Genomic DNA, 15871 nt, shown 5'->3' with positions numbered 1-15871 from the left:
TGGGGATTCGCGGAGGAAAGAACAGCAGTGGGCAACAGAAGGCGCGTCGCCGAGCGACGGAACACGAAGCCGGCCGTGATCGGCGGGGTCATCGCCGTGGTCGTCGTCGGCGCGGGGTTCGGCGCCTACGCGCTGAGCGACGGCGGCGCGGCTGCCGACGACGGCTCCCGCACGGCGTCCACGGACCAGAAGCCCGAGGTGAAGACCGGGCCGCTGTCGCCGGCCGAGGTCACCACCACCGCGCGTGCCTTCCTCACCGCCTGGCAGTCGGGGAAGGCCCCGCAGGCCGCGGCGGCCACCGACGACTCGGCCGCGGCGAAGCGGCTGCTCACCGGCTACAGCAAGGACGCCCACATCAAGAAGGTCACCCTCACCCCGGGCAAGCCGACGGGTGACAAGGTGCCCTTCTCCGTCAAGGCCACGGTGTCGTACCAGGACATCGAGAAGCCGCTGGCGTACAGCAGCGCGCTGACCGTCGTGCGCCGTACCAGCGACGGAAAGCCGCTGGTCGACTGGCACTCCGCCGTCGTCCACCCGGATCTGAAGGACGGCGACACGCTGGTCACGGGCGAGGCGGGCACGCCCCCGGTCAAGGCGCTCGACCGGGACGGCGGGGAACTGACCAAGCAGAAGTACGCCTCGCTCGGCCCGGTCCTGGACGGGCTGCGCGAGAAGTACGGCAAGGAGGCCGGCGGCAAGGCCGGCATCGAGCTCCGGGTCGTGCGCGGGAAGGCCGCCAAGGCGAAGGACCTGTCCGACAAGACCCTGCTGGAGCTGAGCGAGGGCACGCCCGGCACGGTGAAGACCACGCTGGACCCCGCCCTCCAGGCGGCCGCCGAGCAGCAGGTCGCGAAGAAGGCCCGGTCGTCGGTGGCCGTGGTGCGGGTGTCCACCGGGGAGATCCTGGCCGCCGCCAACGCCTCGCCCGGCTTCAACACCGCCTTCCAGGGCTCCCTCGCCCCCGGCTCCACGATGAAGGTCATCACCTCCTCGCTGCTGCTCGAGAAGGGACTGGCGTCGGCGGACAAGAAGCACCCGTGCCCCAAGTACTTCACGTACGGGCACTGGAAGTTCCAGAACGACGACAAGTTCGAGATCAAGAACGGCACGTTCAAGGCGAGCTTCGCCCGCTCCTGCAACACGGCCTTCATCAGCCAGGCGCCGAAGCTGAAGGACGACGACCTGACCAAGCAGGCCCAGCAGGTCTTCGGCCTCGGCCTGAACAACTGGACGGTCGGGGTGCCGTCCTTCGACGGCGCGGTGCCGGTGCAGTCGGCGGCCCAGATGGCCGCCTCGCTGATCGGGCAGGGCGGGGTGCGGATGAACCCGCTGAACATGGCGTCGGTGTCGGCGACGGTGAAGTCCGGCACCTTCCGCCAGCCGTACCTGGTCTCCCCGGACGTGGACGGGCGCAAGCTCGCGACGGCCGCGCGCACCATGTCGGCGGGCACGCTGTCCCAGCTGCGCGAGCTGATGGCGTACACGGCCGCGGCCGGCACGGCCGCCGAGGCGATGGCCGGGGTCGGCGGTGACGTCGGCGCGAAGACCGGTTCCGCCGAGGTCGACGGGCAGAAGAAGCCGAACGGCTGGTTCACCGCCTACCGGGGCGATCTGGCCGCCGCGGGCGTGGTCCAGCAGGGCGGCCACGGCGGCTCGACGGCCGGGCCGATCGTGGCGGCGCTGCTGAAGGCCGGCGGCTGAGCGCGGGGCTCACGGGCCCCTCAGTGCGTGACGGGTTCCGCGGCGGCCATGTACGTCCGCCGCAGGAACCGCAGCAGTGCCTGCTGTTCGAACTGCACGACCAGCACACCTTGCGGGGAGTGGAACTCCACCACGGTCTGCACCCGCCCGCAGGGCCACACCCGCACCTCACCGCTGCCGGCGGGGAACCGCAGACCCTCCTCCAGCAGCTCGCGGTCGAAGGTCCACTCCCGCGCCCCGGCCCCCGTCAGGCCGATGCGCACCGCACGGGGATCCCGCTCGGGGTCGTACCTCAGCGTGACGGGAATCGCCTCCAGCTCGTCGACGAGCGGGACGGCCGCGTCCGTCACGATGTGGGCTCGCGCGTACTGCTCGATTACGGACATCGGACGGCCCCTTCACCGTGCGCCATCTGCGTGGAAACTCTCCGTCCACTCCCTCTCCAATGTCGCATATTTCCCGGATTGCGGTTTTCAGGCCGGATGTATCACGCGTGAGATAAAACGAGCGCCACGCTCTTGCAAACTATTCGCATCAAGCCACATCATCGGACGGTGCATGTACCTGACGGATTCATCAACGCGCCCACCTCCGCCGCCACCGGTGTGATCGCCGCGGGCGCCGTCGCCGTGAGCCTGCGCGGCGCACGCCGCGAGCTCGACGAGCGCACCGCGCCGCTGGCCGGGCTGGTCGCGGCGTTCATCTTCGCGGTGCAGATGCTGAACTTCCCCGTCGCGGCGGGGACCAGCGGCCATCTGCTCGGCGGTGCGCTCGCCGCGATACTCGTCGGCCCCTTCACAGGCATCCTGTGCGTGTCCGTCGTCCTGCTCATGCAGGGCATCCTCTTCGCGGACGGCGGCCTGACCGCGCTCGGCGTGAACATCACCGACATGGCGATCGTCACCGTGGTCGTCGCCTACGCCCTCTTCCGCGGCCTGGTGAAGCTGCTGCCGCGCACCCGCCGCTCGGTCACCGCCGCCTCCTTCGCGGCGGCCCTGATCTCCGTCCCGGCCTCCGCCCTCGTCTTCACCCTGCTGTACGCCATCGGCGGCACCACCGACGTGTCGATCGGCAAGGTCGCCACCGCCATGGTCGGCGTGCACCTGCTCATCGGCATCGGCGAGGCCGCGATCACCGCCCTGACCGTCGGCGCGGTCATCGCCGTCCGTCCGGACCTGGTGTACGGAGCGCGCGGCCTCACACAGAAGCTCAAGCTGCGGGTGAACGGCGAACTGGTCGACGCGCCCGGCACCGGGCCCGCGCCCGGCACCGTGGCCGCCCGGGCCTCGCACCGCGGGGTCTGGGCCGCGGGCCTGGTCACCTCCCTGGTCCTGGCCGGGTTCGTGAGCTTCTACGCCTCCGCCGACCCGGACGGCCTGGAGAAGGTCGCCACCGACCACGGCATCGACAAGAAGGCCGAGGAACACGCCACGGCCGACTCCCCGCTCGCCGACTACGGCGTCAGGGACGTCGACGACGCCCGCCTGTCCGGGGGCCTGGCGGGCGTCATCGGCGTGGGGGTGACGGTCGCCGCGGGCACCGGCGTGTTCTGGGCCGTGCGCCGCCGCCGCTCGGACGACACGTCCCCGTCGGAGACGACGAGCACGGCAAGCACGTCGAGCACGTCGAGCACCACGGGCGTCTGAATGGGAGCCGGGCACGCGCACAAGCTCTACCGGCACGGGCACTCCCCCGTGCACGGTCTGCCTCCGCACACCAAGCTCGCCGCGGTGTTCGCCTTCGTGGTGGTCGTGGTGTCGACGCCGCGCGAGGCGATGTGGGCGTTCGGTCTGTACGCCCTGCTGCTGGCCCTCGTGGCGTACGTCGCGCGGGTACCGGCCGGGTTCCTGCTCAGGCGGCTGCTGATCGAGGTGCCGTTCGTCGCGTTCGCGGTGCTGATGCCGTTCGTGGCGGAGGGCGAGCGCGTCGACGTCCTCGGCCTGTCCCTGAGCGTGAACGGACTGTGGGGAGCCTGGAACGTGCTCGCCAAGGGCACGCTCGGGGTCGCCGCCTCCGTGCTCCTGGCCGCCACCACCGAACTCCGCGAGCTGCTGCTCGGCCTCCAGCGCCTCAGACTGCCGCCGCTCCTCGTGCAGATCGCGTCCTTCATGATCCGCTACGGCGACGTCATCACCGACGAGATGCGGCGCATGCGCATCGCCCGGGAGTCGCGTGGCTTCGAGGCGAGGGGCGTGAAGCACTGGGGCGTGCTCGCCAAGTCCGCGGGCGCCCTGTTCATCCGCTCCTACGAGCGCGGTGAACGCGTGCACCTGGCCATGGTCAGCCGCGGCTACTCCGGTGCCATGCCGGTGATCGACGAGGTGACCGCGTCCCGGGCACAGTGGTCGTACGCCCTCGCACTCCCGGTGTCCGCGCTCGTCGTATGTCTGCTGGGATGGACCCTGTGACTGCTTCCCTCGAGGTCTCGGGCCTCGCCTTCGCCTACCCCGACGGCCATCAGGCCCTGTTCGGCGTCGACTTCTCCATCGCGCGCGGCGAGCGGGTCGCGCTGCTCGGGCCGAACGGCGCCGGCAAGACGACCCTGGTGCTGCACCTCAACGGCATCCTGACCGGCGGCGCCGGCTCGGTGAAGGTGGCCGGGCTGCCCGTCGGCAAGCAGCACATGGCAGAGATCCGGCGCCGGGTCGGCATCGTCTTCCAGGACCCGGACGACCAGCTCTTCATGCCGACCGTCCGGGAGGACGTGGCGTTCGGGCCGGCGGCGGCCGGGCTGAAGGGGCCGGAGCTCGAGGATCGCGTGGACCGGGCGCTGGAGCGGGTCGGCATGGCCGGGTTCAAGGACCGCCCGCCGCACCACCTCTCGTTCGGCCAGCGCCGCCGGGTGGCCGTCGCGACCGTCCTGGCGATGGAGCCGGAGATCCTCGTCCTCGACGAGCCCTCCTCCAACCTGGACCCGGCCTCCCGCCGCGAACTGGCCGACATCCTCCGCTCCCTCGACGTGACGGTGCTGATGGTCACGCACGACCTCCCCTACGCCCTGGAGCTGTGCCCGCGCTCGCTCGTCCTCAGTGAGGGCGTGATCGCGGCGGACGGGCCGACCGGCGACCTGCTGTCCGACGAGGAGCTGATGCGCGCCCACCGCCTGGAGCTGCCGTTCGGTTTCGATCCGCGTTCGGTGCCGGCCGCTCCGGCCCGTCCGTGAACAATGGGCGCGTGACCGACGAGGAGCCAGAGGCCTCAACTCTGCTGGACCAGCAGCTGTGCTTCGCGCTGTACGCCGCCCAGCGGGCGGTGACGGCCGCGTACCGCCCGCTCCTCGACGAACTGGGCCTCACCTACCCGCAGTACCTGGTCCTGCTGGTCCTCTGGGAGCGGGGCGAGACCCCGGTCAAGGAGCTGGCGGCCACGCTGCGGCTCGACTACGGCACGGTGTCGCCGCTGCTCAAGCGGCTGGAGGCGGCGGGGCTGGTACGGCGGGAGAGGTCCGCGCGGGACGAGCGGTCGGTGCTCGTGGCGTCGACCGGGCGCGCGGAGGAGCTGCGGGAGCGGGCCGGGAGGGTGCCCGGACGCCTGCTCGCGGCGACCGGGCTCGACGGCACGGAGGCCGCGCGGCTGCGCGAGGAGCTGTGGCGGCTGACGGAGCGGATCAGCTGAACACGGGTTACCCCCGGTTGCATCCCCTGGCGGCGGAAGGTCAGTTACTGGCCAGTACCTTGTGCACGATGTGTTTGTGCGCACTTGTTTCCGGGGGAGGACAGCATGACTGACGGCACCGCCGTCGACACCCGCCCGACGAAGATCATGTACGTCGCCGAGGCCACCGCCCATGGCGGCCGCGAGGGTTATGTCACCAGCCAGGACGGCCGGCTCGACCTCAGGGTCGCGATGCCCCCGCAGCTGGGCGGCGACGGCAACGGCACCAACCCGGAACAGCTCTTCGCGGCCGGCTACAGCTCCTGTTTCCACAACGCGCTGATCCTCGTCGGCAACCGCGAGGGCTACGACCTGACCGGCTCCACGGTCTCCGCGAAGGTCGGCATCGGCCCCAACAAGCAGCGCGGCTACGGCCTCGCGGTCGCCCTCAGCGTCTCCCTCCCGGTCGTCGACCACGGCCTCGCGACCAAGCTGGTGGACGCGGCCCACGAGGTCTGCCCGTACTCGAACGCGACCCGGGGGAACATCGAGGTGACCATCCTGCTTGGGTGAGAGGGAGCACCACGAGCACACGAGCACCACAGCGAGACGAGGAGTTACGGGCGTGGACGTGCACGGCACAGTGGCCGAGGGCTTCGAGCCGGTCAGGGAAGCGTTCGTACGGAACTTCGTCTCGCTCGGGGAGCGGGGCGCGGCGGTCGCCGTCTACCGGGACGGGCAGCGGGTCGTCGACCTGTGGGCCGGCACGAAGGACGTCGACGGCACGGCTCCCTGGGAGCGCGGCACCGCGCAGGTCGTGCGCTCGGCGACGAAGGGCGTCGCCGCCGCCGTGCTCCTGCTGCTGCACCAGCGCGGACAGCTGGACCTGGACGCGCCGGTGGGCCACTACTGGCCCGAGTTCAAGGCGCGGGGCAAGGAGCGGGTGCTGGTCCGGCACGTCCTGAACCACCGGGCCGGTCTGCCGGTCCTGGACCACCCCCTCACCCCGGAGGAGGCCCTCGACCCGTTCCGGGGCCCCGAGGCGGTCGCCGCCCAGGCCCCCGCCTGGGAACCCGGCACCGACCACGGCTACCACGCGCTCACGTACGGCTGGCTGCTCGACGAACTGGTGCGGCGCGTCACCGGGCAGAGCACCGGCGAGTGGCTCGCCTCGCAGCTCACCGGCCCGCTGGGCCTGGACCTCTGGCTCGGACTGCCGGACTCGGAGGCCGGCCGGGTCGGACGTGTGGGCCGCGTCGAGGGCGCCGAGCCGACCGGCGCTCTGCGCGCCCGCCCGAAACGCTCGGTCACCGAGGCCTACCAGGACCCGGCGTCCCTGACCCGCCGCGCCTTCGCGGCGATCACGCCTTTCCCGGAGCAGAACGACCCGGCGTACCGCGCGGCGGCCCTGCCCGCGACCAACGCCATAGCGACGGCGGACGGACTGGCCCGCTTCTACGCGACGCTGATCGGCGAAACGGCCGGCGCCGCACGCCTCTTCACGCCGGAGACCGTCGAACTGGCCAGGGCCGAGGAGTCGGCGGGCCCCGACCGGGTCCTGGTGGTCGGCACCCGTTTCGGCCTCGGCTACATGCTGCACGGCAGCGCCTCCCCCCTCCTCACCCCGGGTTCCTTCGGCCACCCGGGCCGTGGCGGCGCCCTCGGCTTCGCCGACCCGGACACCGGGGTCGCGTTCGGCTACGTCACCAACGGCTTCCGCAAGACGGTCACGGCGGACCCACGGGCGCAGGGGCTGGTACGGGCGGTGCGGGGGGCTGTCGGGCTGTGAGCCTGCTCTGGAGTGCCGGGCTCTAGACGTGGATCGGGTGGGAGACCCGTCCGGACGCCTGGTCGATCTCCTCGTGGGCCTTGGTCAGCAGCTGCATGGCGAGCTCGTTGAGCGCCCTCGCCCCGGCGATCTCCTCGCCGACCCTGGGCTGGTTGACGTCGGTCCGGTGCCGGCTCGCGTGCCCGTGCGCCCGTACCTCGGTGCCGTCGGGCAACCGGACCATCGCGACCGCCCGGGTGTGCTGGTCGTCCTCCCTGAACTCCAACTCGACATGCCATCCCACTGTGCTGTGCATCATGAGGATCACCTCCGGAACACCTAGTTCCAGGGTGCTCCTCGGAAGGTGCGAGCGCACCCGTCCGTTCCTCATTACCGGGCGTGCAGCATCAGCCCGATCCCGACGGCGAGCAGCCCGGCCGCGGCGATCCTCGGCGCCCCGAACCGCTCCTTGAGGGACCGGTCGTGGAGCAGCTGCCAGGAAGCGGGAATTGGAGCATCTGGGTCACCCAACTTCTACCTGACCTGTAGTTTTGCGCCGATCGTTGGCACAAACGCTCCACTCGCTGCTCCTGACCCCCGAATCACCCCGTCTCCGTGTCCGTGCCGTGCCTGACCGACGCACCTACCGGCCCGGTCAGCCGCTGGACCGGCGCGGCGTGCCCACACTCCGCCGCCGCGCCCCCACCCCCCCCCACCCCCCACCCACGGTTCGCCGCCAAGCCCACCCGGCGTGCTGGCGAGGCGCGACCGCGCCCCTCACCGCCGACGGCCAGGCATCCGACCGAAGGGGGTGACGTGCCTTGGCCACCCGTTCCTCCCCGGCCGCTCGCTCGCTTCTCTCCCGTGCTGGAGCGGACTGGGTCAAGGGTGGCCCGCAGGGCCATCGCCGAAGGCGACGCGGAACGCAGCGCAGCGGAGTGCAGCGCCCTTGACGCAGGCCGTGGAAGCACGACACTGGCAAAGAAGCGGGCGGCCCCGACAGTCACTTCGTGACGTACGTGAGCAGGTCGGCCGACCTGGTGGAAGCGACAGTTGCGTGTACTGTCCGGGGCGATCGCCGAGGGCCGGACTGAGCACGCCCAGGCATGCGAAAGGGGTGCCCCGCGCGAGGCACCCCTCTCGTTCAGCGCGCGACGTCAGGCGTCGTAGTCCTGGTCGAAGCGGTCCTCCTGCTCGCGCTCCCGCTCACGGTCACGGTCACGCTGCGGGTGCGAGGGGTCCATGTCCTCGTCGCGCCGGCGGCCACGGCCCTGCATCTGCTCGCGGGCCTGGTCGGCCTTCTGCCTGGCCTGGTTCTGCCACTGCTCGGACTTCTCCTGGAACTGGTCCTTCATGCCCATGTGGGTTCACTCCCGTTGGGGGTGAGGGGATCTGGCTCGATCAGATTCACACGGGCCGTGACCGTCCGCATGTCGATCACTTACGGAGCGTAGTCCGCTGCTGCTCATCGGCGGCTCCACCCGCCCCGACGAGGCCCGTGCGCATGCCGGTCAGCCGGTCCGCGAACCTGCGCATCTCCCGCTGCCCCACCGTCCCGATGACCCCGGGCAGGTATCCGCGCACGCCCTGCATCCCGCGCAGCCACCACTGCCCGTACACATGGCTCGAGCGCCGCTCGATCCCGGCCACGAGCCGGTCCACCGCCGGCCCCAGCGGGTAGGTCTTGCCGGCCGGCCAGGGCAGCCGCTGCCGCAACTCCCGCATGACGTCGTCCTGGTCGGCCCCGCGCACCATGTCGGTGTCGGTCCACGACAGGTACCCGACGCCGACCTTCACGCCCCGGTGCCCGACCTCGGCGCGCAGGCTGTGCGCGTACGCCTCCACGCCGGACTTGGAGGCGCAGTACGCGGTCATCATGGGCGCCGGGACGATCGCGGCGAGGGACGCGATCTGGAGCAGGTAGCCCCGGCTCTCCAGCAGCGACGGCAGGAAGGCGCGGGCGGTCACCGCCGAACCGACCAGGTTCACCTCGATCACCCGCCGCCAGGACTCCGGGTCGGAGTCGGTGAACGGCCCGCCGGTGGCGACACCGGCGTTGGCGACGACGATGTCGACCCTGCCGAAGCGCTCCTTCACCTCCCGGGCGACCTGTGTCATCGCCTCGTGGTCGGTGACGTCGGCGTGCCAGTGGTCGCTGTCGCCGTGCAGCCGCCCGCAGACCTGCTTGAGGGCGTCGGGCTCCAGACCGACCAGTGCCATCTTCACGCCGCGCGCGGAGAGCTTGCGGGCGAGCAACTCCCCCACGCCGCGCGCCGCGCCGGTCACCACGGCGACCCTGCCTTCGAGGCTGACTCCGCTCATGCGCTCTCCTCCGCTGCGAACTGGATGTGTGCGTCGACGAGTTCCCGGATCCTCGCGCCCACCAGCTCGGGCGCCTCGACCGGTGTCATGTGACCGATGCCGGGCAGTTCGGTGAGCCCGGTGCAGTGCGGCAGCGCGGCGGCCAGGGCCCGGGCCTGCACCGGCGGGGTCAGCCGGTCCGCCGTACCGACGACCACGGCCGTGGGCACGTCCAGCGTCCGCACGCCGTGGTCGAGGTCGAGCAGGTCCAGCACGTGCGACCAGCTGTGGCGGACATCGCGGGGGCAGGCGTGCACGATGCGGGCGCATGCGTCGACCAGGTGGGGGGCCGAACCGGGGCCCATCGTGCCGTACTTGAGGATCCGGCGGGCCAGGGGTGTGACCGGGCCGAGCGGAGCCCGGGAGCCGAGGATCCGCCGGGTCAGCCAGGTCCGCGCCCGCCCCGGCCGCATGGGGAGGACGGTGGAGGCGGCGACCAGCCGCGAACTGCCCGTGCTGCACAGCAGGACGGCGGCGGCATGCTCACGGAAGGCGGCCCTCCCGGAGGCCGCCATCACGGTCATGCCGCCCATGGAGTGCCCGGCGACGACGGCCTGTTCGCCCGGGGCGAGGGTGGCGGTGAGGACCGCCTCCAGGTCGTCGGCGAGCGCGTCGGTGCTGCAGGCCGGGCTCGCGGGGCTGCGTCCGTGGCCGCGCTGGTCGTAGGCGATGACCCGGTGGTCGCGGGCCAGTTCGCGGATCTGTGCCGCCCAGAAGGCGGTGGAGCACGTCCAGCCGTGGGCGAGGACGACGGCGGGGGCGCCGTCGGGTCCGTGGACCTCCACGTGCAGCCGGGCACCGTCGGCGGAGACGGCGGTCAGTTCACGCGCGGGGGCGGGCGGGGAACAAGGGCCGGAGTCCACGTGCAGGAGGCGGCTCACGCGTCCACCCCGGCCTTCCCGGCCGCCGCCCCGGAGGCCGTCGTCGAGTCCTTCCTCGCCACGGGAGTTCGCAGGACGTCGTACTCGGCCAGATCGACGCGCCGCGTGGCCCGCCGGAACTCACCGGTCGTGCCGGGCCAGACGGTGGTGTTGCGGCCGCTGGCGTCGAGGTACCAGCTGGTGCAGCCGCCGGTGTTCCACACGGTGCGCTTCATGCGTTCCTGCACCCGGCGGTTCCAGGCGCGTACGGCACCGGGGCGGGCGTCCAGGGCGACCCGGCCGCCGAGGACGTCGAGCTGGCGGACGAAGTCGGCCAGGTAGTTCAGCTGTGACTCGATCATGAGGATCATCGAGGAGTTCCCGAGGCCGGTGTTGGGCCCGATGATCGACACCCAGTTGGGGAAGCCGGCCGCCGAGGCGCCGCGCAGGGCCTCCATGCCGCCCTTCCAGGCCTCGGCGAGGGTGCGTCCGTCGGCGCCCACGACGCGTTCGGCGATGGGCATGTCCGTGACGTGGAACCCGGTGCCGAAGACGATCGCGTCCACCTCGGCCTCGCTGCCGTCGGCGGCGACGAGGGTGGAGCCCCGGACCTCCGCCAGCCCGCTCGCGACCACGTCGACGTTGGGCTGCGTGAGCGCCGGGTAGTAGTCGCTGGACAGCAGGATCCGCTTGCAGCCGATGCGGTAGTCCGGGGTGAGTTTCGCCCGCAGGGCCGGGTCCTTGACGGAGCGGGCCATGTTGCGCCGGGCCAGCTCCTCGACGAGGCCGAGCTGCTTCGGGTACTTGGTGAACGCCTGGACCTGCAGCTCCCGGATCCCCCAGGACAGTCCGCGCCTGAGCTGCGAGGCGAGGGGCGACTGCCGGTGCAGCCACCGCTCGGCGTCGCTGATGTTCCGGTCGACGCGGGGCAGCACCCACGGCGGGGTCCGCTGGAAGAGGGTCAGGCGCGAGACCTCGGGCTGGACGGCGGGCACGATCTGGGCGGCAGAGGCGCCGGTCCCCACCATGGCGACGCGTTTGCCGCGCAGGTCGTAGCCGTGGTCCCAGCGTGCCGAGTGGAAGACCTTGCCCGGGAAGGAGTCCAGTCCCGGGAGGGCGGGGATCTTCGGGTCGGACAGCGGCCCGGTGGCCGACACGACGATGTCCGCCGACAGGCTCCCGCCGCTGGTCTCGATGTCCCAGCACAGCCGGTCACCGTTCCAGCTCATCCGCTTCACCTCCGAGTCGAAGCGGATGTGCGGGCGGAGCCGGAACGCGTCCGTCACATGCTCCAGGTAGGCGCGGATGTGTTCCTGCCCCGAGAAGGTGCGCGGCCAGTCGGGGTTGGGCGCGAAGGAGAACGAGTAGAGATGCGACGGCACGTCACACCGGCACCCGGGGTAGCTGTTGTCCCGCCAGGTGCCGCCGACGCTGCTCGCCCGCTCCAGGACGACGAAGTCGGTGACGCCCTCGCGGCGCAGCCGCACGGCGGCGCCGAGCCCGCCGAACCCGGACCCGACCACCGCGACCCGCACATGCTCGCGTTCGCGTTCGCCCATGCCGACACCTCCACACACCACAAGAACCGCGCCAGTGAACACTGGCGCATTGGGAGACTAGGGCAGCGGCGTACTGACGGGTAGGGGGCGGGAGACGGAAGTTACCCGCCGTACGCCTTAGGGTGCCCAGGTGGCCGAGAAGCGTGAATACCGCATGGAAGAGCTGGCCCGCCTGGCCGGGATCACAGTGCGCACCCTGCGCTTCTACCGTGAACGCAAGCTGCTCCCGCCGCCCCGCCGCGAGGGCCGCATCGCCTGGTACGACGACGGCCACCTGGCCCGGCTGCGCACGATCACGGCCCTGCTGGAACGCGGCCACACCCTCAGCGGCATCGCGGACCTGGCGGAGGCCTTCGGCCACGGCCGGGACGTCGGGGACCTGCTCGGCGTCGGCGCCCCCACCGAGGAGGAGCCGGTCCACCTCACCCCCGAGGAACTCGCCGACCACTTCGCGGGCGAGGCCACCCCCGAGAACCTCGCCACCGCGATGGAGCTCGGCTACCTCGGCACCGACGGCGGCGAGATCGTCCACATCAGCCGCCGCCTGCTGGACGTCTCCTCGGCCCTGGTCCGCGAGGGCATCCCTCTGACCGAGGTCCTCGACACGGCCAAGCAGGTCCGCACCCACGCCGACGCCCTGGCCGAACTCTTCACGGACCTGATCCTGCGCCACGCCGCCGCGGACGACCTGCCCCGGCTGCGCCCGCTGGCACGGAGCGTGGTGGAGGCGGAGCTGTCGCTGGCGCTGGACCGGCGGATGCGCAGGCCGTGACCGTCTACCGGTCGTAGACCACGGTCACCGGCGCGTGATCGGACCACCGCTCGCCATGTGTGGCGGCCCGCTCCACGAATCCCTTGACCGCCCGCCCGGCGAGCCCGGGCGTCGCGACGTGCAGGTCGATGCGCCATCCCGTGTCGTTGTCGAAGGCCCGCCCCCGGTACGACCACCACGAGTACGGCCCCTCGACGCCCGGGTGCAGGGCGCGCACGACGTCGACATAGCCGCCGTCGGCCGGCTCGAGGACGCGGGAGAGCCACTCCCGCTCCTCGGGCAGGAAGCCGGAGTTCTTCTGGTTGCCGCGCCAGTTCTTGAGGTCCGCCTGCTGGTGGGCGATGTTCCAGTCGCCGCAGACGAGCACCTCACGGCCGTCGGCGGCGGCCCGCTCCCGGAGCCCCTTCAGGTAGGCGAGGAACTCGCCCATGAAGCGCTCCTTCTCGTCCTGCCGCTCGGTGCCGACCTCACCCGAGGGCAGATACAGGGAGGCGACGGTGACGCCGGGCAGGTCGACCTCCACGTACCGTCCGCTGCCGTCGAACTCCTCCGAGCCGAAACCGATCCGGATCCGGTCGGGCTCCCGCCGGCTGTACAGCGACACCCCGGCCCGTCCCTTGGCGGCGGCCGGCGCGTGCACCACATGCCACCCCTCGGGGGCGCGGACGTGCTCGGGCAACTGCTCCGGCTCGGCGCGCACCTCCTGGAGACACAGCACATCGGCTTCCGTCTGCGCGAGCCACTCCACGAAGCCCTTCTTCGCGGCGGCACGCAACCCGTTCACATTCACAGAGGTCACCGTCAGCAAAACACTCTCCTCATAGGCTGCCGACGTACGTTACGCGATACGCCCTCGCCTGTGCTCCCCGCCTCCGCCGCCCGCCCGCCTGACAGAATTCCCGTCAGGTCAATAAGGGCTGGGCCGGCCCCGGGTCGGTCTGGAACGCCGGGTGGGACCGGTGGCCCTGGCGGCCGAACCTGGTCTCATCTGGCCTCCGGGGTGCCGATCCGCCGACTGCGCTTCCACCGCCGGACATGATCACATCGGCGTCACCGGCGAAATCCGGTTATCGCCCTTTGACGCCGTAGCGGAATTCGGTAGAGCGAAATCACAATTCTCTACAATCGCCAAGACCATATTCACGTGACGCCTTGACGGCAAGAAAAATCGGCCTTCGCATCACGTGGGACCCGGCGAGCGGCGCCCGTGGCTGGCATACGGTACAGACCATGCATATACGCCGGGTCTCTTTCGACCACCCCGACGCCGTGAAACTGAACGACCAGGTCCAGGCCGAGTACGCCGTCCGCTATGGCGACGCCGGCGACGCCACGGTCATGGCCGTGTCGGACTTCGAGCCGCCGCACGGCATCTACCTGATCGCGTACGACGAGTTCGGCAGCCCCGTCGCCTCGGGCGGCTGGCGCACCCAGGACGCGAACGGCGAGGGCAACCTGGACGGTGACGCCGAGCTCAAGCGCATGTACGTGATCGAGCAGATGCGCGGCCGGGGCCTCGCCCGCCGCATCCTGGCCGCCCTGGAGGAGGACGCCCGCACGGCCGGCCGCGTCCGCATGGTCCTGGAGACCGGCCTGAAGCAGCCGGAGGCCATAGGCCTGTACATGTCCAGCGGCTACGAGCCGTGCGCCAAGTTCGGCTACTACCGCCACTACGACGACAGCCGCTGCTTCGCCAAGAGCCTGCGCCACCCGCGGCGCTGAACATACGTCAGAGCCCCGGTCGGGGATCCCGACCGGGGCTCTGAGCTGCGTGGACCTGAGGGGATTTGAACCCCTGGCCCCCTCGATGCGAACGAGGTGCGCTACCGGACTGCGCCACAGGCCCTTGCAACGAGTGAAACTGTAGCACCCCGATCGGCCTGCTTGGAAATCCGTTCCCCAGGGGTGGCCACCTGCGGTTTCGCGGGTCTACTCGTTGGCGGCCCGGGGCCGGTCCCCGTCCTCGTACTGGTCGAACAGAGGCGTGCGGCCGCGCTCTCGTGCCCGCCGTGCGGAGGCCGCGCGGCGGGCGTCACCCCGCCCGTCGTCGTCCGTGCTCTCCTGCGAGCGGGGGTCCGTCTCGGCCGGATCCACGGCATCGGCCCCCTGCTCCGCGTCCGGTGCGACCGCGCTCGACCGCGCCGAGCTCCAGGTGTCGGGTGCCCCGAGGTCCACGTCGCTGGTGGCCCGGGGGGCGACGGGTGCGGTCACGTAGGTCGGCAGGGGCACCGGCACCGGCTCCCAGCTGTCGCCCTGCCCCGGCCGCCGCTGCCGCTCGCGCTGCTGGTCGACCCACTCGGCGTGGTCGGTCTGCTCGACGAGTGCGCGGCGGTCCGCCGCGAGGGCCGACAATCCGGGGTCGGCGGCCGGCTCGGGGCCCTCCTCCGGTTCGTCGGCCTGCTCGTCGACGGAGGCGCGCCGACGCGGCTGGCGCTGCCGTTCCCGCAGCCGCTGGGCGGCGGCCTCGGCCCGGCGGCGGTCCATCAGGTAGGTGAAGCGGCGGCGCTCCTGGGCGCGCAGGTACGCGATGTACACGCTGAGCAGGACGGCGGGCACACCCGGGGCCCACAGGAACGCGAGGCCTCCGACCGCCGCGACGATCGCGCCCAGGGTGAAGGCAAGGAACAGCACGGTGGTGGTGCGCCGACGGCGCGCGAGCACCTTCGAGCGCTGGGCTCGCGCCGCGGCCGCCCGGGCCGCCTGCGGCGACGGGCCGCGCCTGGCGGCGGGCACCCGGCCCCGCGGGCTCTCCGCATCAGCCGCGTCCGGTGCGGGCGCCGGGCGGGCCGGCTGCTCGGAGGCGGGAGACGGTACGGGCGCCTGGGTGTGCGGACGGGTCTTGGACACGGCGAAGGCCCGGACGTCCACCGAATCGGTGACGGCGTCCAGGTCGTCGGCGTCCCGCTCCCCCTCGTCGGTGGAGCGCGCCCGCAGGTCCTTGGCGTACCGGCGCTCCATCCCCGCCCGTCCGGACAGCAGCCGGATGGCGGTGCTGAAGCGTTCCGTCGGACGGGCCTCGTTCAGCTCGTCCTGCCTACGGAGCCACATCGGCACCAAGTAGGCGGCCCAGGCCCCGACAATGACTGCGTAGATGAGGCCGCTGCTGCTCACGCCTCACACCGTAGAGGGGTTTGCTTGAGGCCATCTGCCAATTGGGCCGGTGTGTCGCACGATCTGGCTGATATTTCGAACTTTTTTTGCGACCGATGCGATCACCAGACCGCTCAGGCCCAAAATTCAATGCCCTGAGACGGTC

The 15871-nt window shown here is 71.7% G+C and carries 18 protein-coding genes and 1 tRNA gene; 9 read left to right on the top strand and 10 right to left on the bottom strand.

The features are described 5' to 3' along the window. Nucleotides 1–27 precede the first annotated feature (27 nt). Entirely contained in the window at nucleotides 28–1701 is a 1674-nt protein-coding gene (locus IE212_RS16015) for a penicillin-binding transpeptidase domain-containing protein (RefSeq protein ID WP_190198505.1), read from the top strand. Between the two features lie 20 nt (nucleotides 1702–1721). On the opposite strand, the gene IE212_RS16010 is transcribed toward IE212_RS16015, so the two are convergent. Next, the gene (locus IE212_RS16010) at nucleotides 1722–2087 is read right to left on the bottom strand and encodes an SsgA family sporulation/cell division regulator (protein WP_190198504.1); all 366 of its coding nucleotides are present in this window, start codon (nucleotides 2085–2087) and stop codon (nucleotides 1722–1724) included. Between the two features lie 168 nt (nucleotides 2088–2255). On the opposite strand from IE212_RS16010, the gene IE212_RS16005 reads away from it, so the two are divergent. The 6 genes from IE212_RS16005 to IE212_RS15980 all read left to right on the top strand — a co-directional run bounded on the left by IE212_RS16005 (nucleotide 2256) and on the right by IE212_RS15980 (nucleotide 7084). After that, nucleotides 2256–3347, top strand: a complete 1092-nt coding sequence (locus IE212_RS16005) for an energy-coupling factor ABC transporter permease (RefSeq protein WP_190198503.1) — start codon at nucleotides 2256–2258, stop codon at nucleotides 3345–3347. Continuing rightward, on the top strand, nucleotides 3348–4109 hold the full coding sequence (cbiQ, locus tag IE212_RS16000) for a cobalt ECF transporter T component CbiQ (RefSeq protein WP_190198502.1): 762 nt from the start codon (nucleotides 3348–3350) through the stop codon (nucleotides 4107–4109). It abuts the gene before it with no gap. After that, nucleotides 4097–4864 carry an energy-coupling factor ABC transporter ATP-binding protein gene (locus IE212_RS15995; RefSeq protein WP_229864358.1) on the top strand — a complete coding sequence of 256 codons (768 nt, stop codon included), beginning with the start codon at nucleotides 4097–4099 and terminating at the stop codon, nucleotides 4862–4864. Before cbiQ ends, IE212_RS15995 begins: the two co-directional genes overlap by 13 nt. Before the next feature lie 11 nt (nucleotides 4865–4875). Beyond that, the gene (locus tag IE212_RS15990) at nucleotides 4876–5316 is read left to right on the top strand and encodes a MarR family winged helix-turn-helix transcriptional regulator (protein ID WP_190198500.1); all 441 of its coding nucleotides are present in this window, start codon (nucleotides 4876–4878) and stop codon (nucleotides 5314–5316) included. Nucleotides 5317–5421: 105 nt separating this feature from the next. Then, the gene (locus tag IE212_RS15985) at nucleotides 5422–5868 is read left to right on the top strand and encodes an organic hydroperoxide resistance protein (protein ID WP_190198499.1); all 447 of its coding nucleotides are present in this window, start codon (nucleotides 5422–5424) and stop codon (nucleotides 5866–5868) included. A gap of 52 nt (nucleotides 5869–5920) precedes the next feature. After that, a complete protein-coding gene (locus IE212_RS15980) occupies nucleotides 5921–7084 on the top strand; it encodes a serine hydrolase domain-containing protein (protein WP_190198498.1) in 1164 nt (387 codons plus the stop codon). Between the two features lie 22 nt (nucleotides 7085–7106). On the opposite strand, the gene IE212_RS15975 is transcribed toward IE212_RS15980, so the two are convergent. The 6 genes from IE212_RS15975 to IE212_RS15950 form a co-directional block, all read right to left on the bottom strand. Continuing rightward, the gene (locus IE212_RS15975) at nucleotides 7107–7382 is read right to left on the bottom strand and encodes a DUF1876 domain-containing protein (protein WP_190198497.1); all 276 of its coding nucleotides are present in this window, start codon (nucleotides 7380–7382) and stop codon (nucleotides 7107–7109) included. A gap of 71 nt (nucleotides 7383–7453) precedes the next feature. Further along, nucleotides 7454–7594, bottom strand: a complete 141-nt coding sequence (locus IE212_RS15970; RefSeq protein WP_190198664.1) for a hypothetical protein — start codon at nucleotides 7592–7594, stop codon at nucleotides 7454–7456. Nucleotides 7595–8220: 626 nt separating this feature from the next. Continuing rightward, complete coding sequence (locus tag IE212_RS15965; RefSeq protein ID WP_190198496.1) at nucleotides 8221–8424, bottom strand: hypothetical protein; 204 nt, start codon at nucleotides 8422–8424, stop codon at nucleotides 8221–8223. Nucleotides 8425–8500: 76 nt separating this feature from the next. Next, on the bottom strand, nucleotides 8501–9385 hold the full coding sequence (locus tag IE212_RS15960; RefSeq protein WP_190198495.1) for an SDR family oxidoreductase: 885 nt from the start codon (nucleotides 9383–9385) through the stop codon (nucleotides 8501–8503). Continuing rightward, the gene (locus tag IE212_RS15955) at nucleotides 9382–10305 is read right to left on the bottom strand and encodes an alpha/beta fold hydrolase (RefSeq protein ID WP_190198494.1); all 924 of its coding nucleotides are present in this window, start codon (nucleotides 10303–10305) and stop codon (nucleotides 9382–9384) included. The genes IE212_RS15960 and IE212_RS15955 overlap by 4 nt, the downstream gene beginning before the upstream one ends. Then, entirely contained in the window at nucleotides 10302–11843 is a 1542-nt protein-coding gene (locus tag IE212_RS15950) for a flavin-containing monooxygenase (protein WP_229864356.1), read from the bottom strand. Before IE212_RS15950 ends, IE212_RS15955 begins: the two co-directional genes overlap by 4 nt. A 130-nt stretch (nucleotides 11844–11973) precedes the next feature. Between IE212_RS15950 and IE212_RS15945 the strand changes: the two genes are divergently transcribed. Continuing rightward, complete coding sequence (locus IE212_RS15945; RefSeq protein WP_190198493.1) at nucleotides 11974–12615, top strand: MerR family transcriptional regulator; 642 nt, start codon at nucleotides 11974–11976, stop codon at nucleotides 12613–12615. A gap of 4 nt (nucleotides 12616–12619) precedes the next feature. Here the strand turns inward: IE212_RS15945 and IE212_RS15940 are convergent, their stop codons facing one another. Further along, nucleotides 12620–13423: an exodeoxyribonuclease III gene (locus IE212_RS15940; protein WP_190198492.1), complete on the bottom strand. Its 804-nt coding sequence runs from the start codon at nucleotides 13421–13423 to the stop codon at nucleotides 12620–12622. Nucleotides 13424–13845: 422 nt separating this feature from the next. Between IE212_RS15940 and IE212_RS15935 the strand changes: the two genes are divergently transcribed. After that, nucleotides 13846–14337, top strand: a complete 492-nt coding sequence (locus IE212_RS15935) for a GNAT family N-acetyltransferase (RefSeq protein ID WP_190198491.1) — start codon at nucleotides 13846–13848, stop codon at nucleotides 14335–14337. A gap of 50 nt (nucleotides 14338–14387) precedes the next feature. On the opposite strand, the gene IE212_RS15930 is transcribed toward IE212_RS15935, so the two are convergent. Beyond that, nucleotides 14388–14461, bottom strand: a tRNA-Ala gene (locus IE212_RS15930). A gap of 83 nt (nucleotides 14462–14544) precedes the next feature. Further along, nucleotides 14545–15726: a divisome protein SepX/GlpR gene (gene sepX, locus IE212_RS15925; RefSeq protein WP_190198490.1), complete on the bottom strand. Its 1182-nt coding sequence runs from the start codon at nucleotides 15724–15726 to the stop codon at nucleotides 14545–14547. Nucleotides 15727–15871 lie beyond the last annotated feature (145 nt).

The organism is Streptomyces djakartensis, from assembly GCF_014651075.1.
Taxonomy (GTDB): Bacteria; Actinomycetota; Actinomycetes; order Streptomycetales; family Streptomycetaceae; genus Streptomyces; species Streptomyces djakartensis.
The sequence above is the reverse complement of the archived record's forward strand: the minus strand, read 5'-3'. Positions and strand labels throughout refer to the sequence as shown.